At 58.2% G+C, this 19,750-nt stretch carries 16 protein-coding genes and 3 pseudogenes; 8 read left to right on the top strand and 11 right to left on the bottom strand.

The features are described from left to right. Positions 1-83 precede the first annotated feature (83 nt). The 4 genes and pseudogenes from urtB (at position 84) to urtE (ending at position 4,209) form a co-directional block, all read left to right on the top strand. Positions 84-1,649, top strand: a complete 1,566-nt coding sequence (urtB, locus tag HA41_RS01085; protein WP_094119308.1) for an urea ABC transporter permease subunit UrtB — start codon at positions 84-86, stop codon at positions 1,647-1,649. Next, positions 1,649-2,725: pseudogene (gene urtC / locus HA41_RS01080) on the top strand (urea ABC transporter permease subunit UrtC). Before urtB ends, urtC begins: the two are co-directional and overlap by 1 nt. Further along, a complete protein-coding gene (gene urtD / locus HA41_RS01075) occupies positions 2,718-3,509 on the top strand; it encodes an urea ABC transporter ATP-binding protein UrtD (RefSeq protein WP_094119203.1) in 792 nt (263 codons plus the stop codon). The pseudogene urtC and the gene urtD overlap by 8 nt, the downstream one beginning before the upstream one ends. Position 3,510: 1 nt before the next feature. Beyond that, positions 3,511-4,209, top strand: a complete 699-nt coding sequence (urtE, locus tag HA41_RS01070; protein WP_094119202.1) for an urea ABC transporter ATP-binding subunit UrtE — start codon at positions 3,511-3,513, stop codon at positions 4,207-4,209. A gap of 15 nt (positions 4,210-4,224) precedes the next feature. Here the strand turns inward: urtE and HA41_RS01065 are convergent, their stop codons facing one another. The 3 genes and pseudogenes from HA41_RS01065 to rbsK all read right to left on the bottom strand — a co-directional run bounded on the left by HA41_RS01065 (position 4,225) and on the right by rbsK (position 7,483). After that, positions 4,225-5,238 carry an aldose 1-epimerase family protein gene (locus tag HA41_RS01065; protein WP_094119201.1) on the bottom strand — a complete coding sequence of 338 codons (1,014 nt, stop codon included), beginning with the start codon at positions 5,236-5,238 and terminating at the stop codon, positions 4,225-4,227. Further along, positions 5,235-6,557, bottom strand: a pseudogene (fucP, locus tag HA41_RS01060) (L-fucose:H+ symporter permease). Before fucP ends, HA41_RS01065 begins: the two are co-directional and overlap by 4 nt. Before the next feature lie 9 nt (positions 6,558-6,566). After that, positions 6,567-7,483, bottom strand: a pseudogene (gene rbsK / locus HA41_RS01055) (ribokinase). A gap of 386 nt (positions 7,484-7,869) precedes the next feature. Between rbsK and deoR the strand changes: the two are divergent. After that, complete coding sequence (gene deoR / locus HA41_RS01050) at positions 7,870-8,634, top strand: DNA-binding transcriptional repressor DeoR (protein WP_094119307.1); 765 nt, start codon at positions 7,870-7,872, stop codon at positions 8,632-8,634. A 2-nt stretch (positions 8,635-8,636) separates the two neighbouring features. On the opposite strand, the gene HA41_RS01045 is transcribed toward deoR, so the two are convergent. Next, on the bottom strand, positions 8,637-9,587 hold the full coding sequence (locus HA41_RS01045) for a 2-hydroxyacid dehydrogenase (RefSeq protein ID WP_244175077.1): 951 nt from the start codon (positions 9,585-9,587) through the stop codon (positions 8,637-8,639). A gap of 183 nt (positions 9,588-9,770) precedes the next feature. Here HA41_RS01045 and ettA point away from each other — a divergent pair, with 183 nt between their 5' ends. Continuing rightward, on the top strand, positions 9,771-11,438 hold the full coding sequence (gene ettA, locus HA41_RS01040; protein ID WP_094119199.1) for an energy-dependent translational throttle protein EttA: 1,668 nt from the start codon (positions 9,771-9,773) through the stop codon (positions 11,436-11,438). Between the two features lie 54 nt (positions 11,439-11,492). On the opposite strand, the gene HA41_RS01035 is transcribed toward ettA, so the two are convergent. Both HA41_RS01035 and HA41_RS01030 read right to left on the bottom strand, forming a co-directional pair. Continuing rightward, positions 11,493-11,873: a hypothetical protein gene (locus HA41_RS01035; protein ID WP_094119198.1), complete on the bottom strand. Its 381-nt coding sequence runs from the start codon at positions 11,871-11,873 to the stop codon at positions 11,493-11,495. Between the two features lie 112 nt (positions 11,874-11,985). Further along, entirely contained in the window at positions 11,986-12,882 is an 897-nt protein-coding gene (locus tag HA41_RS01030) for a LysR family transcriptional regulator (protein ID WP_094119197.1), read from the bottom strand. Between the two features lie 95 nt (positions 12,883-12,977). Between HA41_RS01030 and HA41_RS01025 the strand changes: the two genes are divergently transcribed. Then, the gene (locus HA41_RS01025) at positions 12,978-13,979 is read left to right on the top strand and encodes a zinc-binding alcohol dehydrogenase family protein (RefSeq protein ID WP_094119196.1); all 1,002 of its coding nucleotides are present in this window, start codon (positions 12,978-12,980) and stop codon (positions 13,977-13,979) included. A 35-nt stretch (positions 13,980-14,014) separates the two neighbouring features. Here HA41_RS01025 and nadR read toward each other — a convergent pair whose 3' ends face one another. The 3 genes from nadR to serB form a co-directional block, all read right to left on the bottom strand. After that, positions 14,015-15,256, bottom strand: coding sequence for a multifunctional transcriptional regulator/nicotinamide-nucleotide adenylyltransferase/ribosylnicotinamide kinase NadR (nadR, locus tag HA41_RS01020; RefSeq protein ID WP_094119195.1), 1,242 nt, complete (start codon positions 15,254-15,256; stop codon positions 14,015-14,017). An 85-nt stretch (positions 15,257-15,341) separates the two neighbouring features. After that, positions 15,342-16,724: a DNA repair protein RadA gene (radA, locus tag HA41_RS01015; RefSeq protein ID WP_094119194.1), complete on the bottom strand. Its 1,383-nt coding sequence runs from the start codon at positions 16,722-16,724 to the stop codon at positions 15,342-15,344. Positions 16,725-16,737: 13 nt separating this feature from the next. After that, positions 16,738-17,715, bottom strand: coding sequence for a phosphoserine phosphatase (gene serB / locus HA41_RS01010; RefSeq protein WP_094119193.1), 978 nt, complete (start codon positions 17,713-17,715; stop codon positions 16,738-16,740). 107 nt (positions 17,716-17,822) lie between these two features. Here serB and HA41_RS01005 point away from each other — a divergent pair, with 107 nt between their 5' ends. Continuing rightward, positions 17,823-18,473: a YtjB family periplasmic protein gene (locus tag HA41_RS01005; RefSeq protein ID WP_094119192.1), complete on the top strand. Its 651-nt coding sequence runs from the start codon at positions 17,823-17,825 to the stop codon at positions 18,471-18,473. Between the two features lie 99 nt (positions 18,474-18,572). On the opposite strand, the gene yjjG is transcribed toward HA41_RS01005, so the two are convergent. Next, complete coding sequence (yjjG, locus tag HA41_RS01000) at positions 18,573-19,253, bottom strand: pyrimidine 5'-nucleotidase (protein WP_094119191.1); 681 nt, start codon at positions 19,251-19,253, stop codon at positions 18,573-18,575. 18 nt (positions 19,254-19,271) lie between these two features. Continuing rightward, the gene (gene rimI / locus HA41_RS00995) at positions 19,272-19,712 is read right to left on the bottom strand and encodes a ribosomal protein S18-alanine N-acetyltransferase (protein ID WP_094119190.1); all 441 of its coding nucleotides are present in this window, start codon (positions 19,710-19,712) and stop codon (positions 19,272-19,274) included. Positions 19,713-19,750: the final 38 nt, after the last annotated feature.

The following is a 19,750-nucleotide window of genomic DNA, read 5'->3' as shown; positions in this document are numbered from 1 at the left end:
CAACGTTGCAGGCCGGCACCCCGCTGCGTGGATGGCACAAACGCAGATTGTCTGCCGCTTATCCCTTTAACGAGGTCTTCTCTATGAACCTTTGCCGCTGCCTTTTCAGCCTGCTGCTGCTGATGCCGCTGCTTGCCAGCGCCGGACCGGCGGCCGACTTCGCCGCTGCCAGCCGCAGCCAGCAGGCGACGCTGCTGCAACAGTGGGCCGCCGCGCCAGACAGCAGCCGGTTACCGTTGCTGGAAGCGCTGAACGCCGAAAGCGTGGTCATCGACCAGAATAAACAGCCGTTCAGCCAGCAGGGCAACCGGCTGCTGCCGCTGGATGCCCGGCCACAGCCAGACGGCAATCTGAAAAAACTGTTTATGAACAACCGGCTACGGGTGCTGGTTAACGGCGCGCTGGCGGCCCATCAGCTGGTGAGTGACGATGCTGATCTGCGGCTGCGTGCTGCCCGGCAGCTGCAAAATGATGGCGCGGCCGATCAGCTGCCGTTGATTGAGCAGCGACTGGCGGCCGAAAAAGATAGTCGGGTACATGCCGCGCTGGCGCTGGCGCTGGCCAACCTGCAGCTGGCGGACGCCCAGCCGATGGTGCGGCTCAAGGCGGTGACGTTGCTGGGTGACTCCAGCGATCCCAATACTCAGGCCAGTCTGCAACGCCTAACCCAGCCAGCGAATGAACCGGACGCCACGGTGCGCGCCGCCGCCGCCGACAGCCTGCAACAGATCCAGAAACGCCTGATGTGGGGCGATCTGCTGGGCCAGGCGTTCAGCGGCCTGTCGCTGGGCTCGGTATTGCTGCTGGCGGCGCTGGGACTGGCGATCACCTACGGTCTGCTTGGCGTGATCAATATGGCGCACGGCGAAATGTTGATGCTCGGTGCCTATGCCACCTGGTGGGTACAGAGCCTGTTTCAGCAGTTTGCTCCGCACTATTTAGCCTGGTATCCGCTGCTGGCGTTGCCGGTAGCGTTTATGGTGACGGCCGCTATCGGGATGGCGCTGGAGCGCACGGTGATCCGCCATCTGTACGGTCGCCCGCTGGAGACGCTGCTGGCGACCTGGGGGATCAGCCTGATGCTGATCCAGGCGGTGCGGATGCTGTTCGGGGCGCAAAACCTCGAAGTGGCAAATCCGCAATGGCTGTCAGGCGGACTGCAGGTGCTGCCTAACCTGGTGCTGCCGTGGAACCGCATCGCGGTGATCCTGTTTGTGGTGTTTGTGCTGGCGCTCACCTGGCTGCTGCTGAATCGCACCCGTCTTGGCATGAACGTGCGCGCCGTGACGCAGAACCGCGCCATGGCGGACTGCTGCGGCGTGCCGACCGGCCGGGTTGATATGCTGGCGTTTGGCCTGGGTTCCGGCATTGCCGGACTGGGCGGCGTGGCGCTGTCGCAGCTCGGTAACGTCGGACCGGAACTCGGCCAGGGCTACATTATCGACTCGTTTCTGGTGGTGGTGCTGGGCGGCGTCGGCCAGCTGGCGGGCACCGTGGTCGCCGCCTTCAGCCTCGGCATTCTCAATAAAGTGCTGGAACCGCAGATTGGCGCGGTGCTCGGCAAGATCCTGATTCTGGTGATTATCGTGCTGTTTATCCAGAAACGCCCTCAGGGGCTGTTTGCGGTGAAAGGAAGGGTGACTGACTGATGACGCAACCCATGACGCTCCGCGCTGCGCGCAAAGCGCCGCGCCTGACTCTCAGTATCGGCCTGGTGGTGACGCTGGCGCTGCTGGTGATGCCGTTTCTGGCACTGCTGCCAGCCAGTCATCCGCTGGCGATCTCCACCTATACCCTGACGCTGGTCGGCAAAATCCTCTGCTATGCGGTAGTGGCGGTGGCGCTGGATCTGGTATGGGGCTACGCCGGATTACTGTCGCTGGGCCACGGCCTCTTTTTTCGCCCTCGGCGGCTACGCGATGGGCATGTACCTGATGCGTCAGGCGGCGGGCGAAGGCTTGCCGGCCTTTATGTCCTTTCTGTCGTGGCGTGAGCTGCCGTGGTTCTGGAGCGGCACCGAGCACTTCGCCTGGGCGCTCTGCCTCAGCGTGCTGGCACCGGGCCTGCTGGCGCTGGTATTTGGCTTTTTTGCCTTTCGCTCCCGCATCAAAGGCGTTTACTTCTCCATCATCACCCAGGCGCTGACCTACGCCGGTATGCTGCTGTTTTTCCGCAATGAAACCGGCTTTGGCGGCAACAACGGTTTCACCGGCTTTACCACCCTGCTCGGCTTTTCAGTCAGCGCGACCGGCACCCGCATCGGCCTGTTTATCGCCACGGTAGGATTGCTGTTGCTGAGCCTGGCGATCGGCTTCGCGCTGGCGCGCAGCAAGTTTGGCCGGGTGCTGACCGCGGTGCGCGATGCCGAAAACCGCCTGATGTTTTGCGGTTACGATCCGCGCGGCTTTAAGCTGTTTGTCTGGACGCTGTCGGCGATGCTGTGCGGGCTGGCCGGGGCGCTTTACGTGCCGCAGGTCGGATTATTAATCCCGGCGAGATGTCGCCAGCCAACTCAATTGAAGCCGCCATCTGGGTGGCGCTGGGTGGTCGAGGTACGCTGATCGGCCCGCTGCTGGGTGCGGCGATCGTGAACGGCGCGCGCAGCTTTTTCACCGTCGCGTTTCCGGAATACTGGCTGTTTTTCCTCGGCCTGATGTTCATCCTTGTGACGCTCTTTCTGCCGCACGGCGTGATTGGCCTGCTGCGCCGGAGGAAACATGACTGACGCACTCTTTACCCAACCTCATCCGGCGGATCGCCATCGGGCGCAGCGCGATCCGGTGTTGCAACTGGAGAAGATCAGCGTCTCGTTCGACGGCTTCCGCGCCCTGACCGATCTCTCATTGCAGATCGGCGTCGGCGAACTGCGCTGCGTGATCGGCCCCAACGGCGCAGGCAAAACCACGCTAATGGATGTGATCACCGGCAAGACGCGGCCCGACGCCGGCCGGGTAATCTACGATCAGGACAGCGATCTTACCCGCCTGTCGCCGGTGGAGATCGCCCGCGCCGGGATCGGCCGTAAGTTCCAGAAGCCGACGGTGTTTGAAGCGTTAACCGTGTTTGAGAATCTGGAGATCGCTCTGAAAGCTGACAAATCGGTGTGGGCCAGTCTGCGCGCCCGACTCAATGGCGAGCAGCAGGATCGGATTGATGAGGTCCTCAGGCTGTTGCGGCTCGGCGCTGAACGGCAGCGCCGCGCGGGCCTGCTGTCGCACGGTCAGAAGCAGTTTCTGGAGATCGGCATGCTGCTGGTGCAGGAGCCGCATCTGCTGCTGCTGGATGAGCCGGCAGCGGGCATGACCGACGCTGAAACGGACTACACCGCCGAGCTGTTCCGCGATCTGGCGGGTAAGCATTCGCTGATGGTGGTGGAGCATGATATGGGCTTTGTCGAAACCATTGCCGACCACGTAACGGTACTGCATCAGGGACAGGTGCTGGCCGAGGGATCATTGCGCGACGTACAGGCCAATGAGCAGGTGATCGACGTTTATCTGGGGCGCTGAGATGTTACAGGTTACTGAACTGAATCAATATTATGGCGGCAGTCATATTCTGCGCGGCCTGTCGTTTGAGGTGAAAGTGGGTGAGATCACCTGCCTGCTGGGCCGCAACGGTGTGGGGAAAACCACGCTGCTGAAGTGCCTGATGGGCTTGATCCCGGCGAAATCGGGCGAGATCCACTGGCAGCAGCAGAAGCTCAACGGTCGTAAACCGCACCAGCGGGTACAGTCCGGCATCGCCTATGTGCCGCAGGGCCGGGAGATTTTTCCGCGGCTGACGGTGGAGGAGAACCTGCTGCTGGGTTTGTCCCGCTTTCCGGCGTCACAGGCACGTCAGGTCCCGGACGAGATCTACCAGCTGTTCCCGGTGCTGTTTGCCATGAAGTCACGCCGTGGCGGCGATCTCTCGGGCGGACAGCAGCAGCAACTGGCGATCGGCCGGGCGCTGGCTTGCCGCCCACAGCTGTTGATCCTTGATGAGCCTACCGAAGGGATCCAGCCGTCGGTGATCAAAGAGATCGGCGCAGTGATCCGTCAGCTGGCGCAGCGTGGGGATATGGCGATCCTGCTGGTTGAGCAGTTTTATGATTTTGCCGCCGAACTGGCGGACAGTTATCTGGTGATGTCGCGCGGTGAAATCGTGCAGCGTGGCCGTGGCGACAGCATGGAAGCCGAAGGCGTGCGCGGCCTGGTAGCAATTTAAGGCCGCGCATCACGCTTACAGCAAACCGGTCTCGACGGAAAAGTGGCGTTGTTCGCCGCTGGCCAGGGTGATTAGGGTGCCAGCCTGCTGCGCCGCCAGAAAGCCTTCCGGCCGACAGGTGGCGGGCAGGATACAGGCCGCGACCTGTTGATCGGTGTTGTGCAGCAGCCAGCGGGTGGCGTGAGGAAACTGCGCGGTAGAGAAGCGCGTCATCAGGGCGTAGCCCGCCGGCGCGTGCAGCTCAAACTGCACCACATCGCCATACTGCGGCAGGTCGTCGGCGAAAAAGACGATCTCCGGATCGCACAACTGCGGTTGATCGAGTTGCTGTAACGCCTGCGGATCCGCAGCCAGCTGCGCGGTGTAGTCGCGCCAGGCAGGCGTCGGTTTGAGATGGGCCGGGATCGAGGTCCGTAGCTGAAAGGCCCGATCCGGGATCGACTGCCGGAAGCGTCCCTGATCGATCCACGCGCTGTTGAGATGACACATATACTGCAGCGGCATCGATGCGCCAGCCAGGTTAGTCACCGTCATCTCGATCGTCAGCCGGGGCCGATCGGCCTGAATGCGGACGGCGGGTGCCGCCAGGTAGTGATGGCCGAAGCCTTTGATATATTCACACTCCCCTTCCAGTGACAGCCTGTCCGGCTCCAGCACCAGCCACGCACTGTCCATCCGGGCGCACGGCATTTCGCCATGCAGCGGATGATCGTCCTCGGGCGACGGGCAGCCGTTCGCCAGCAATCCCGAGTGGAACGCAAAACAGCCGTAGGTGTCGATGATCGAATCGCCGGGCAGCGGCTGCTTAAAGCTGTTGCCCATGGTCAGGTTATGATCGTCGAACTGCACGTCCCAGATCATCTGACCAAAGAAGGGCAGCACCGTCACCGATCCTCGCCGGTTATGTATGCGCACCGCTTCAATCCCCGCCGGGTAGCGAAACAGCTCCACCCGAAAGTCATCGCTCTCCAGCAACACCTCAGGAGTAAAATGAAACTGCTCACGGCGTAACGGTAAATGGGTTTTCATGGTAACTCCTCCAGCAGACGACCGCCGGACACCGGTTTCTTATGGCGCAGCTCGCCATAGAAGTAAAAGCCGACCCAGGCGAAGCAAAGCAGCGAGACGCCAAACGCCAGCTGCATCGAGCCAGCCAGGTCAGAGACCAGCCCCTGTAGCGCCGGCACGAATGCGGCGCCAACAATTGCCATCACGATAAATGCGCCAGCCACTTCAGTATATTTATTGTCTACCGTCGCCAGGGTTCCGGCGTAAATGGTCGCCTAGCAGGGACCAAACAGCACGCTGACAAATACTGCGGCATAAACAGCGGTGAAGTCAGGCACCAGCATCACATACGCCAGCGTCAGCACCCCCAGCACCGAATAGGCGATCAGCACTTTCTCAGCGCGGAAACGGGTCATCAGGAAATTCGCCACGAACTTGCCGATGAAGAAGCAGATGAAGCTGTAGATCATAAAGTTGGAGGCGTGACGTTCATTGGTCGCCCCCAGCGTCAGCGCCAGACGAATGGTGAACGACCAGACCGCGACCTGCATCCCGACATAGAGAAACTGCGTTACGATGCCGCGTTTAAAATGGCGGTTGGTCGCCAGATAGCGAAAGGTCTCCGCCAGTGAGGGCAGCGATGATTCATTACTTTGCGGCTTGCAGCGCGGATAGCGGGTGAACATAAACAGCAGCATCACCACCACTAACACCATCACCAGATATTTGTAGGGTTCCAGCGTATGTTCCAGCATCGTCAGGCGGAACGCGTGCGCCTGCTCTGCGGTCATGGACGCCATCTGACTCTCAAGGCTGTCGCCTTCCTGAAATACCAGATATTTACCCAGCACAATGCCCATCAGCGCGCCAATCGGATAGAAAGTCTGGCTGATGTTGAGCCGCAGCGTGGCGTGGTCGCGGTGGCCAATCATTGAGCTGTAAGTGTTGGCGGCGGTCTCAAGAAAGCTCAGCCCGATGGCGATAGCAAAAATCGCTGCGAGAAACATGGTATAGGTCGCCATGTGCGAGGCGGGATAAAACGCCACGCAGCCGAGGATGTAGAGCGCCAGCCCGGTCAGGATCGCCAGCTTGTAGCTGGTTTGTCGGATCACCAGTGACGCCGGGATCGCAATCAGAAAATAGCCGCCGTAAAAGGCACTCTGGACCAGCGCGCTGGCAAAGTCGCTTAACGCGAACACGCTTTTGAACTGGGTAATCAGGATATCGTTGAGGCTGGCGGCGCAGCCCCACAGCGGAAACAGGCACGACAGCAGGATGAACTGAAAACGCGGCGTTCGGTTCAGATAGCCATCAGATTGCTGAACAATTTTCTGTTGCATAGCGTGACCTCAGTGAAGGTTAAGAAAGCGCTGAAAACTCTCTGAGTCGGGATAGGCGCGCTGGGTGCCGCGTCCGGTGACGCTGCAGGCGGCATAGGCCGATGCCTGCGTCATGGCGGTCGCGATGTCGCCGGTTTAACCAGCAGGTGAGCAAAACAACCAATAAAGGCATCGCCGGCCCCGCTGGTGTCGACGGCCTGAACCGGTGTCGCCGCCACCCGATGCACCCTATCGCCACTCATCCATACCGAGCCGCGACTGCCGAGTGTGATAATCAGGTTTTTCAGCCCGCGCTTTAACAGCGACTGCCCGGCGAGGATCACCTCTTCATCGCTGGCCACCGGCAGGCCGGTGAGGATCTCCAGCTCGGTTTCGTTAGGCATAAAGAAGTCACACTTGCAGGCGTAGTGGATATTGAGATCGGCTACCGCTGGCGCAGGATTGAGGATCACTTTGATCTGATGCTGACGGGCGAAATCGATGGCGTAATAGACCGTTTCCAGCGGGATCTCCAGCTGCAGGATGATCAGCTGGCAGGCTTTCAGCGCCTCAGCGGCATCGTCGATATCGGCCGGCTTCAGCTGCTGGTTGGCGCCTTTAATAATCAGGATGCGGTTCTGTGACTGATCATCGACAAAAATCGGCGCGACGCCGCTGGAGGTACCCGCCGCCGTGGTGACGAAGCGGGTATCCACGCCCTGCTGTTGCAGATTAGCAACGGTGTTGGGCGCAAACAGATCGTCGCCCACTTTGCTGACCATCATCACTTTAGCGCCCATTCGGGCGGCAGCAACCGCCTGGTTAGCCCCTTTGCCACCACAGCCAAGGGCAAAATCTGGCGCTTCAAGGGTTTCGCCCGCTTTTGGCAGGCTGTTGGTATAGGTAATCAGGTCGACCATATTTGAGCCGATGACCGCGATATCCATGACTGTTTTCTCCCGGATGTTTTTTAACCTTCAAATGTTATAAAATTAACAATAACAATTCTGAAAGGTTAAATATGTGATAAAAACCACATCCTGAAGCGGCATATAACCCGATTTGCGCCGATAAAAGGCCGGTTATCGTGTTACGATTGTAACAATCAGACATCAGAGCAGACCGCAGCAAGGGCCGCGGCCTGACCGCAGTGATGCCACCACCGGACGGTGTCGCGTGAGGTTTGCGGGGTTTAGCAATTGCAGGTAAGATTGAAAATCAGCCTGGCGGAGAGGACGCAACCCCTTAAAATCTGTGAGGTTTGTCGCGATGATTACGCCGGTTTCCGGCCCCTCAATCAGCCCAGCAGGATACTCAACAGACAGAGATGACCATGGAAACCCGGCGCGACGAACGTATTCATAAGCTGGCTCAGGCGCTTAAACGCACCGATAAACTGCATCTGAAAGACGCGGCGCAGCTGCTTGGCGTATCAGAGATGACCATCCGCCGCGATCTGACCGAGCCGGCCTCCAGCGTAGTGCTGCTGGGCGGCTACATCGTCAGCGATCCGAAAAGCCATGCCGGTCACTATTTTGTCACCGACCAGCACGGTCAGAATGCCGCCAGAAAACAGCGGCTGGCACAAACGGCCGCCAGTCTGATCGGTGAAAATGACACGGTGTTTTTTGACTGCGGCACCACCCTGCCCTATATCGTCGATGCCATTCCTGACGCGCTGCCATTTACCGCGATCTGCTGCGCCATGAACACCTTCCTGGCGTTAAAAGAGAAGCCAGCCTGTAACGTGATCCTCAGTGGCGGCGAATTTCATGCCGACAATGCGCTGTTTACGCCGATCGGTGCCCATTCGATCCTCGACGATCTCTGTCCGACTCTGGCCTTTATCTCGGCGGCCGGGATCGATAAAGATCAGGGCGCGACCTGCTACAACACCAATGAACTGGCGATGAAGCACCACGCAATGCGCCGGGCGCGCCAGTGCATTCTGGTGGCTGACAGCAGTAAATATGGCAAGGTGCTGCCTGCCCGCATCGCCGAACTGCGCCGCTTTGATCTGCTGGTCAGTGACAGCGCGCCCGATCAGGCACTGCAAAACTGGCTGGCGCAACAGGCGATTCCGCTGCGCCTGCCGTAAGTTTACGCCCAGCGGTTTGCTACCGCTTCGCCGTCACGCAGGCGGCGCAGATTGTCACACACCCCGGTCAGGTTGCCCGCCAGAGAGATATCGGTAACACCGCCAATGTGCGGCGTGGCGATAACGTTATAGCGAAACACCTCATCCTGCGGATCGGGCGGCTCCTGCCAGAAAACATCCAGCCCGGCACCGGCCAGCGCCTGGTTTTTCAGCGCGTTGAGAAAGGCCGTTTTGTCGATTAATCCACCGCGCCCAAGGTTGATCAGAAAGCTCTGCGGTTTCATCTGCGCCAGCGCTGCCGCGTCAATAATCTGGTGGGTCTGCGGATTATCCGGCAGGCTAAGCACCACAAAATCGGCCTGCTGCAACAGCTGCGGCAGTTGTGTCATATCGCCCAGCCACGCCAGACCGTGCTGGTAAGCAAAGGCCGGATCGGCTTCACGTCTGACGCCGATCATCCGCATGCCAAAGGGTCTGAGCCGCGCCGCCAGCGCTTTGCCGATGCCGCCCAGGCCGACCAGCCCGACCGTTTTGCCCTTCAATCCCAGGCCGACCGGCTGTCCCAGCTGCTGCTGCGCCAGGCAATCGGCGATTTCGTGATAACGACGCGCCAGACCAATCATCATCCAGATGCCCAGTTCCGCCACCGAATCGGCATTGCCTGAGCTGTCGGACGGCACATTGGCAACCATGATGCCGCGCTGTTTTGCCGCAGCGATGTCGATCCCCTCCAGCCCGGTGCCTGCCTGCTGGATCAGAGCTAACCGATCGGCTGTCGCCAGCAGCGCCGCATCCACTTTGCACATGCCGGGGATCAGCGCATCGAAGCCGGCAAGGCTTTCGGCGGCGTGGCCTGCCGAGGCGACAAACTCCACGTCCGGCAGCCGCTGACGAATAGACGGAATCAATCCGCCCCAGGCGTGTTCATCCGCTGCGATCAATACTCTCATCATCACTCTCCCGGTTTTTAAGGCAAAAAAGCAGCATAGTGCCGGGGTTGCGCGGAAATCAAACAGTTATCCCGAACTGCGGCACGCATCGGAATATTCGCCGCGCCCCGGCTGTGATTAGACGGTGAAAAAGGCTAAACTTCGACATCATCCAAATGACCAACAGACCCAGAGGCTCAATACAACGTGGCTCAATTCGTCTATAGCATGCACCGCGTCGGCAAAGTGGTTCCACCGAAGCGACACATCCTGAAGAACATCTCACTTAGCTTCTTCCCTGGCGCCAAAATCGGCGTCCTCGGCCTGAACGGCGCGGGTAAATCTACCCTGCTGCGCATCATGGCCGGTATCGATAAAGATATCGAAGGGGAAGCGCGCCCGCAGCCAGGCATTAAAATTGGCTACCTGCCGCAGGAGCCGCAGCTCAACCTGGAACACACCGTGCGCGAGTCGGTTGAAGAGGCGCTGTCTGAAGTGGTTGGCGCGTTAAAACGTCTCGACGAAGTCTACGCGCTGTATGCCGAAGAGGGCGCGGACTTTGACAAACTGGCCGCTGAGCAGGGCCGTCTGGAAGAGATCATCCAGGCACACGACGGTCACAATCTGAATACTCAGCTGGAGCGTGCTGCGGATGCATTGCGTCTGCCTGACTGGGAAGCGAAAGTCGCCACGCTCTCCGGTGGTGAACGTCGCCGCGTCGCGCTCTGCCGTCTGCTGCTGGAAAAGCCAGACATGCTGCTGCTCGACGAACCTACCAACCACCTGGATGCTGAATCTGTCGCCTGGCTGGAACGCTTCCTGCACGACTTCGAAGGCACCGTCGTGGCAATTACCCACGACCGTTACTTCCTTGACAACGTGGCAGGCTGGATTCTGGAACTGGACCGCGGCGAAGGCATCCCGTGGGAAGGCAACTACTCTTCCTGGCTGGAGCAGAAAGATGCGCGTCTGGCGCAGGAAGCCTCTTCTGAAGCGGCCCGCCGCAAGTCGATTGAGAAAGAGCTGGAGTGGGTTCGTCAGGGCACTAAAGGCCGTCAGTCCAAGGGTAAAGCCCGTCTGGCGCGCTTCGAAGAGCTGAACAACACCGAATACCAGAAGCGTAACGAAACCAACGAACTGTTTATTCCGCCTGGCCCGCGTCTGGGTGACAAAGTGCTGGAAGTCAGCAACCTGCGTAAATCGTACGGTGACCGCGTGCTGATCGACGATCTTTCTTTCTCGGTACCGAAAGGGGCGATTGTCGGTATCATCGGTCCGAACGGCGCCGGTAAATCGACACTGTTCCGCATGATGTCCGGTCAGGAACAGCCTGATTCCGGCAGCATCGTGCTCGGCGACACCGTCAAGCTGGCGTCAGTCGATCAGTTCCGTGACAGCATGGACAATTCCAAAACCGTGTGGGAAGAGGTCTCCGGCGGTCAGGACATCATGCGTATCGGCAACACCGAAATGCCAAGCCGCGCCTATGTTGGCCGCTTTAACTTCAAAGGCGTCGATCAGGGCAAACGTGTCGGTGAACTGTCGGGCGGTGAGCGCGGTCGTCTGCACCTCGCCAAGCTGCTGCAGGTCGGCGGCAACATGCTGCTGCTCGATGAACCCACCAACGACCTGGATATTGAAACCCTGCGCGCGCTGGAAAACGCCCTGCTGGAGTTCCCGGGTTGCGCGATGGTGATCTCGCATGACCGCTGGTTCCTGGACCGTATCGCGACCCATATCCTGGACTATCAGGATGAAGGCAACATCGAATTCTTCGAAGGTAACTTTACCGAATACGAAGAGTACAAGAAGCGCACCCTCGGTGCCGAAGCGCTGGAGCCGAAGCGTATCAAGTACAAGCGTATGATTAAGTAATCGCAGCGTGATTGATGTTAAAAAGGGAAGCGAGTGCTTCCCTTTTTTATTAAGTTAATAAATCTGAGTCCATTGTTCAATAAGCCCTTGATGCTCCTCATCATTTGTTTTAAATAAAATGCAGGTGAATATATTCTTTTTATCAAAACCAATCACAATATTATCTCCGGGAACCGCCAGTTCTGTTATCGGATTGCTTTCATAGTAAAGTCGGAACTCGGAACGAGTTTCATGTGACTCTCTGGCATCATACCAGGTAACGGATGCATTGCAGCTGACATTACTGCCCCTAAGGATAAAAGTAGTTTCAATCACCCTATTTTCATCACCCAGAATATTTTTAAGAGCCGTTACGCCATTAAACTCTCGCTGATCGTAAAGCTCACTTTTTGATAAGGTTTTGATACATGCAGTCTTTAAATTTTGAGCTTTCATAAAAATCCTCTTCCTCTGAGAACCACAGGAAACATCATCATATTTAATGAAATATAATTTTCTGCTACAGGTATCAAACTTATAAGTTAATGTAATTCCTGTTATATAAAAGTCAGCGATAAAAATCCCTGAACACCGGGGATTGCAGCGCGAACTCAACAAAGCGCGCCAGCGCCGGAGAGTTGAGTTTACGTCCCGGATAGACCAGCCACAGTTCATTCCCTTCCATCTGCCAGTCCGGCAGCACCGGCACCAGACGCGGGTCCGCCATCGCACCATCGGTGAGAAAATGCGGCAGCAGCGTAATGCCGGCATCTGCCAGCGCAGATTCACGGGCGTAGATTAAATTATCGGTCAGATGGCCGGGCGGCAGCAGCCAGCGATAATACTCGTCGTCACGCTGTAATACCCATTTGTTCCAGGCACGATGGGCGATGCAGCGATGCGCAGCCAGCTGTTGCGGATGCACCAGCGGCAGATGCCGATCAAGATAGTGTTGCGAGGCCACCAGCCGTCGCTGGCAATAGCCAACCCGACGACCTATCAGCGACGACTCCTGCGGCTGACCGGTGCGCAGCGCCACATCAAACCCCTCCTGCACCAGATCACGCATATCATCTGAGATCGAAACATCCAGCGTTACATCGGGATAAAGCTGTAAAAACGCCGCATTGCAGCGCGCCAGCAGCGTGGCGCCAATGCCGGCCGGGCTGGTGATGCGCAGACGCCCGCTGGGATTTTCACGCAGGCTGGCGATCGCCTGGTCCGCGCGTTCGCTGGCCTGCATCATCTCCTGACAATGCAGCAGATAGCGCTCACCAGCAAAAGTCAGATTGAGCTGGCGGGTGGTGCGGTTCAGCAGCCGGATGCCGAGCCGCTGCTCCAGCTGGCTGATGCGCTGGCTGACGCTCGACTTTGGCAATCCCGCGCGCTCCGCCGCAGCGGTAAAACTGCCGCACTCTGCCACCAGCGCAAAAAGCGCCATATCCTGCCACTGACGAAACGCCATTGTTCACCTCAGACGAACACTCTATGAAAGATTGTCCATCTTATCACCGCTAAATCCAGGTTCTACACTTAGCGTAACTACACAGGAGATCCACTATGTCTATTCGCGCTATTGCTGTTAATCCAGAGAGTCCTGAGAACTTTATTGAAATCTTTCCTGAAACCCCGACGCCAGGTGAGTATGACCTGCGGGTTGAAGTTAAAGCCGCCTCGGTGAATCCGGTTGATACCAAGGTTCACAAAGGCGCGATCAAAAACGGGCTGCAGGTGCCGCGTATTCTCGGCTGGGACGCCAGCGGCGTGGTACTGGAAGCCGGCAGCAAAGTCAGCAACTTTAAGCCGGGCGATGAAGTCTACTATGCTGGCGATCTGACCCGACCCGGCAGTAACAGCACCGAACAGCTGATCGATGCACGTATTACCGGCCACAAGCCGAAGAGCCTCGACTGGGCGCAGTCGGCGGCGATCCCACTGACGGCGCTGACCGCCTGGGAAGGACTGTTTGAGCGGCTGAATCTGACCGCTGCCCGCGAAGATCAAACGCTGCTGATCGTCGGTGGCGCTGGCGGTGTCGGATCGCTGGCGATCCCGCTGGCGAAGCTGCACAGCAAGGTGAAAGTCATTGCCACCGCCTCCCGTGAGGATTCGGCGCAATGGTGCCGCGATCGCGGTGCCGATCTGGTGATTAACTATAAAGATATGCCGGGTGAACTGGAGAAACAGGGGATCAAGCAGGTCGATTATATCTTCTGCCTCAACGATACCGACGGTCACTGGGAGACCATGGCGAAACTGATCGCGCCGCAGGGTCACATCTGCACCATCGTAGAGAATGAGCATCCGCTGTCGATGGATCAGCTGAAGCTGAAAAGCGCAGCACTGCACTTTGAGCTGATGTATACCCGCAGCATGTTTAACACGCCAGACATGGCGCGTCAGGGTGAAATTCTGGATGCTGTTGCGGCCTTACTGGATGAAGGTAAGCTGCAAACCACCCTGAGCGAGACGCTGCAGGGATTAAGCGTTGAGACGCTGAAAGCGGCCCATCAGCGGGTGCTGGAAGGCCACATGCGTGGCAAAGTGGTGATGGTTTATTAATTCAGCAGGGGACCCGCCGCGGTCCCCTTGTCGCATCAGGGTTGGGCGTTCTTCTCGCCCAGCATCCCTTTCACCACTTCAATGCAGCGCAGGAAACGGGTGTCATAATCATCTTCACGCACATGAACGAAATCGATATTGTTTTCACGCAGCATTGTCACCAGCATCGACTGAAATTCACGACGGTCAACTGAACTGCCGAGACTGCGCAATCCATCTGCTACCCACGGCACGTTATTTTCCAGCAAAATCACCAAATCAAAGCGATATTCGTCGATCAGCGCCTGAACAAAGGGATGTTCGCGCCCTTCGTACTTCAGACAGAACGCCTGAGTGGTGACAAAATCGGTGTCGATAAACGCTACCTTGTTGGCATATTTGACCGCGAAGTCGATGTACTGCGCCTGCCCCAGTGCAATTTTGTCGTAGTCAGAATATTGCAGCGCCATTTCGTCACCGCCAAGATGCGAAAAGACATAGTCGCGGCCATATTCCCAGGCACTGGTGGTGTTGAAAATATTGGCGAGCTTATTCACCAGCGTCGATTTACCACTCGATTCGCCGCCCAGGATCGCCACGGTACGCACGAAAAACGGTTTTACTTCGGTCGGAATGTATTCCCAGAAACGGAACGGATCCTGGCGAATCTGTGCGCCGCTGATGCTCATAAAAGATCGGTTGGGATCGACCAGTATCGTCTGAATCCCCAGATGCTGCTGATACATCTCCGCATCGGGCGCTTCACTGGTATAAATGCAATCCGGGGTGATGCCATGCTCGTTCAGGAAGCCGCTGACGCCTTCACTCCAGACATCCCAGCCGTGCGGATAGGGCTCTATTCCCTCTTCATTGAAGGCGTGGATGCGGATGTTTTTCTGATACTTGAAGGTTTGCAGCAGCCAGCGCAGCCGGTCGCTGACCGTCGGCTGCTGCGACATGGCGCTGTTATCAAACAGCTCACGATCGCGCGGTTCGTCATAGCCCATGATGATATGCAGTTCATCCACCTGACTGCAGGCGCGCTGGATCAGATAGATATGGCCGGTGTGCAGCGGATAAAACTTACCGAACACCACGCCGACCGTTTTATCACGGCGCGGAAATTCCAGCCCGAGAAAGCGGTGCAGCGCTTCCAGCTTTTGCGCGCTGGGGCTTTTGATTTTGGCATTGAGCAACTGGCTGAGATAGCCTTTGGTCATGCCGCTGGCATCAGCGACCTGTTGCAGCGTGTGGCCCTGCTGGCGAATGGCCGTTTTCAGATAATCAAACGACGACATGTCGTGCCTCCTGCGTGAATGCGGTTAAGGTTGAACGACGCCCCCTCGTCCGCTGACGGCACGCCATCAGCGGACGCCTGGCGCATTACAGGTCGTCCAGAATCGCCAGCGCGTCGGCCAGCTTCTTCGCGCTGAAAACCTGCATTCCGTCGATCGGTTTTTTCGGTGCATTGCCAGCCGGCACAATGGCCCGTTTAAAGCCATGCTTTGCCGCTTCGGAGATACGTTCCTGACCGCTGGGCACCGGACGGATTTCGCCCGCCAGCCCCACTTCGCCGAAAATCACCAGATCCTGCGGCAGCGGACGATCGCGCAGGCTCGATACCATCGACAGCATCAGCGCCAGATCGGCGCTGGTTTCCGTCACCTTGACCCCACCGACCACGTTGACGAACACATCCTGGTCCGCCATCTGTAGCCCGCCATGACGGTGCAGCACCGCCAGCAGGATCGCCAGGCGGTTCTGTTCCAGACCCACCGCCACGCGACGCGGATTACCCATCATCGAATGGTCCACCAGCGCCTGAATCTCCACCAGCAGCGGACGGGTCCCTTCCCACAGCACCATGACCGAGCTGCCGGAAGTCACCTCTTCGCCGCGCGACAGGAAGATGGCCGACGGGTTGCTGACTTCACGCATCCCCTGCTCGGTCATGGCGAAAACACCTAATTCGTTTACCGCGCCAAACCGGTTCTTGTGGCTGCGCAGAGTGCGGAAACGGGAATCGGCATCACCATCCAGCAGCACTGAACAGTCGATACAGTGTTCCAGCACTTTAGGACCGGCCAGCGAACCATCTTTCGTCACGTGGCCGACCATGATGATTGCCACGCCGCGCGTTTTGGCGAAGCGCGTCAGGTAGGCAGCGGTTTCACGCACCTGCGCCACGCTGCCCGGCGAAGACTGGATCTCCGCCATATGCATCACCTGGATCGAGTCGATCACCATCAGCTGCGGCTGCTCCTGCTCGGCGATCAGGCAGATCTGCTCGATGCTGGTTTCCGACAGCATATTGACGTTTTCGGTCGGTAACCCCAGACGATGGGCGCGCATCGCGACCTGTTGCAGCGACTCTTCCCCGGTGACGTAAAGGGTTTTCATTCCTTCCGACAAGCGGCACATCACCTGCAGCAGCAGCGTCGATTTACCGGCACCCGGACTGCCGCCGATCAGAATGGCGCTGCCCGGCACCACGCCGCCACCGAGCACCCGGTCAAACTCTTTAAAGCTGGTCGAGAAGCGCGGTAACGCCTCCAGACTGATTTCGGACAGCTTCTGTACCCGACTGGTACCGGCGCTGCCTGCATAGCCGCTCAGACGCTCGTTACGCGCCGCAGCAGGCGAGGCGGCAATCCGCACCTCGGTGATGGTATTCCACGCGTGACAGGCGCTGCACTGCCCCTGCCAGCGTGGATAGTCTGCGCCGCATTCGTTACAGACAAATGCGCGTTTTGCCACTTTGGCCAAATCAATACCTCTGTTAACGCTCTTCGTGGATCAAACTGCCGGTGAGGATGCAGAACACCCCCATCAAATCGGCATGGCGAATGGTGACCGCAGTCTGCTCATTCACCTTAGGTTTCGCATGGTAGGCAATGCCCAGCGCTGAGGCTTTAATCATCAGCAGGTCATTGGCCCCATCGCCGACCGCCACGGTCTGTTCCGGCGCGATGTCAAAACGCTGCGCCAGTTTTTTCAGCGTGTCGGCTTTGTATTGTGCGTCGACAATCGGTCCCAGCAGGTTGCCGGTCAGTTTGCCGTCGCGAATTTCCAGTTCATTGGCCACCACCGCTGACAGATGCAGCTTATCGCGCAGGTATTCGGCGTAATAGGTAAAGCCGCCCGAGGCAATCGCCACCTGCCAGCCCAGCGCCTGCAGTTTTTGCGTCAGCGTGGTCAGGCCCGGCATCAGTGGCAGCGCATCGCGCACCTGCTTCAGAATATTAGCATCGGCCCCGTGCAAGGTCGCCACCCGTTCACGCAGGCTGGCGGTGAAGTCGAGCTCGCCACGCATCGCCCGTTCGGTGACGTCTGCCACCCGCTCGCCGCTACCGGCCAGTTTTGCAATCTCGTCGATACACTCGATTTGAATGGCGGTCGAGTCCATATCCATCAGCAACAGGCCCGGCGTCTTCAGGTGCGGAATTTTACCCAGCGGTGCCACGTCCAGTCCGGCGTCATGCGCCAGTTTGCTGGCGAACGGCGTCAGTGAGCCCGCCAGGCGAATCACCTGATACTCATCAACGTTCCAGGCGCTGACGATCACCATCGCGGCGCCCAGCTGGTGCTGGTAGTCGGTCAGCCGTTGCTTATCCAGCCCGCGGCCATACAGTAGCCAGCCAGTCCGGCCAGCGCGATAATCCAGCGGCATCACTTCATCACCGCTAAGGGAAAGGGGCAAACCCGGCCAGAGAGAGACATCGGCGGGCAGATCGCACCAGGTTAAACGATTTGGCATCACAGCTCCTGTAGGGACAACAAAACCACGCAAGAGGCTACCTTGTCTGCGCCGCTTCTGGCAACATAATCTCCAGGCTTTCTGTTGTGACGTGACACGGATTATTGATGGCTAAAACCGCACTAAAATTTCGCTTACATCGCACGGTGATTGTGCTGATCTCAATGGCGCTGCTGGTGGTCCTGATGCAGGGCGCCTCCTGGTTCAGTCTCGGCCATCAAATGGCGCGTTCCGAACAGGTCGAGGAGCTGGCGCATACCCTGACCAATCAGGTGGCGTTCAGCCTGAAGCCATTGATGGATAACAGCGAAAATAACCGCAACCAGATTGAAGCCATTCTTAATCAGATGACCGCCAACAGCCGCATCCTTGATGCCTCGGTGTATGACGGCGACGGCAGCTTAGTGGCGCACAGCGGTGAAAATATCAATGTGCGCGACCGGCTGGCGCTGGACGGCAAACGCGCCGGCAGCTATTTCAATCATCAGATTGTCCAGCCGCTGGCCGGTAACGATGGCCCGCTCGGCTTTTTACGCGTCACGCTCGATACCCACGTGCTGGTCACCGAATCGCGTCAGGTGGATAACACCACCAATATTCTGCGCCTGATGATGCTGCTGGCGCTGGCGATCGGCATTATCCTCTCCCGCACCCTGCTGCGCCATCGCCGTACCCGCTGGCAGCAGTCGCCGTTTCTGCTCACCGCCAGTACGCCGGTGAAAGAAGATCGCGATGAGGAAGATGAGAAAAAAGAGTAGCGCCTCGTCTGTTGTCCCGCAGCGCGATGATACAACTGAAAAGGCCCGTCAGACGGGCCTTTTTAGCTATCAGCGTGTGGCTTTGCGAGGCATCCCGCATTAACCAGCCAGCAGGGCTTCCAGTTCGCTTAGCGATTTGACCTGCCAGGTCGGATGAATATGTTCCGGCAGTGGACGGGTACCGTGATCGAGCCAGCAGGTTTTCAGACCAGCATTCATTCCACCGAGAATATCCGATTCCGGCGTATCGCCCACCATCAGCACCCGCTGACGATCCGGGGTGCCCATCTGCTTCAGCGCATAATCAAAGATCTCTGCGGCCGGTTTCGGCACGCCCACCTGTTCCGAGATCACCAGCGCCGAGAAGTAGTCACGAAAACCGGTGCGTTCCAGCCGCGTCTGCTGCAGCGCGGTAAAACCGTTGGTGATGATGCCCATCTTCACCCGGCCATGCAGCCGGTTCATCAGGCTGACCGCGCCCGGCAGCGGCGTGCAGATCTCGCCCATCGCTGTGAGAAAGCCGCTGTTGAGGATCTCCGGCGCCACGCTGAGCTTTTCGCTCCAGTGATTAAAGCGCTGGGTCTGCAGCTGCAGCGCCGAGATGGCGCCGTTCTGATAATCGACCCACAGCGGCTTGTTAATCGCCTGATAGTCGGCGTAGTCCTGGTCGGAAAACTGCACGTCGTAGCCGGCAAACAGCCGCTGTAAACCGGCGTAAGCATCGAAATGAAAAAGGGTATCGTCAGCATCAAACAGGATGCAATCCCAGTTATCTAACATCAAAGCTCCTTAACACCGCTACAGCGTCAGCGCCATGATGATGGCGTCTTCACGACCGCTGACGGTGGGATAATAATTGGGACGACGGCTGACCTGGTTAAATTCCAGCTGCTGATAGAGCGCAATCGCTGGCAGATTTGAGGCCCGCACTTCCAGCCACAGCGTCAGCACGTCGCGTTTAATCAGTTCATCAATCAGATGCTGTAACAATTGACGGCCAAATCCCCGGCGCTGCCAGGCGGGATCGACCGCAATGTTGAACAGCGAAGCTTCATCCAGTACCACCTGAGTGATGGCGAAGCCGGCCATTTGACCCTCAACGTCGAGTCGCAGATTGAGAAAGCGTTCGCCCTGGTTACGGGCAAACGTCTGTTCACTCCAGGGAAAGGCGTGACTACGACACTCAATGGCAAAGGCCTGCGCCCGGTCGTCAGGGGTGAGAAAAGAGATGGCTGTCATGGTTACACATCTGTTGCCAGAGCGCGCGTTTGGCGGCG

The sequence above is a fragment of the Pantoea conspicua genome, assembly GCF_002095315.1.
Classification (GTDB): domain Bacteria; phylum Pseudomonadota; class Gammaproteobacteria; order Enterobacterales; family Enterobacteriaceae; genus Pantoea; species Pantoea conspicua.
The sequence above is the reverse complement of the archived record's forward strand: the minus strand, read 5'-3'. Positions and strand labels throughout refer to the sequence as shown.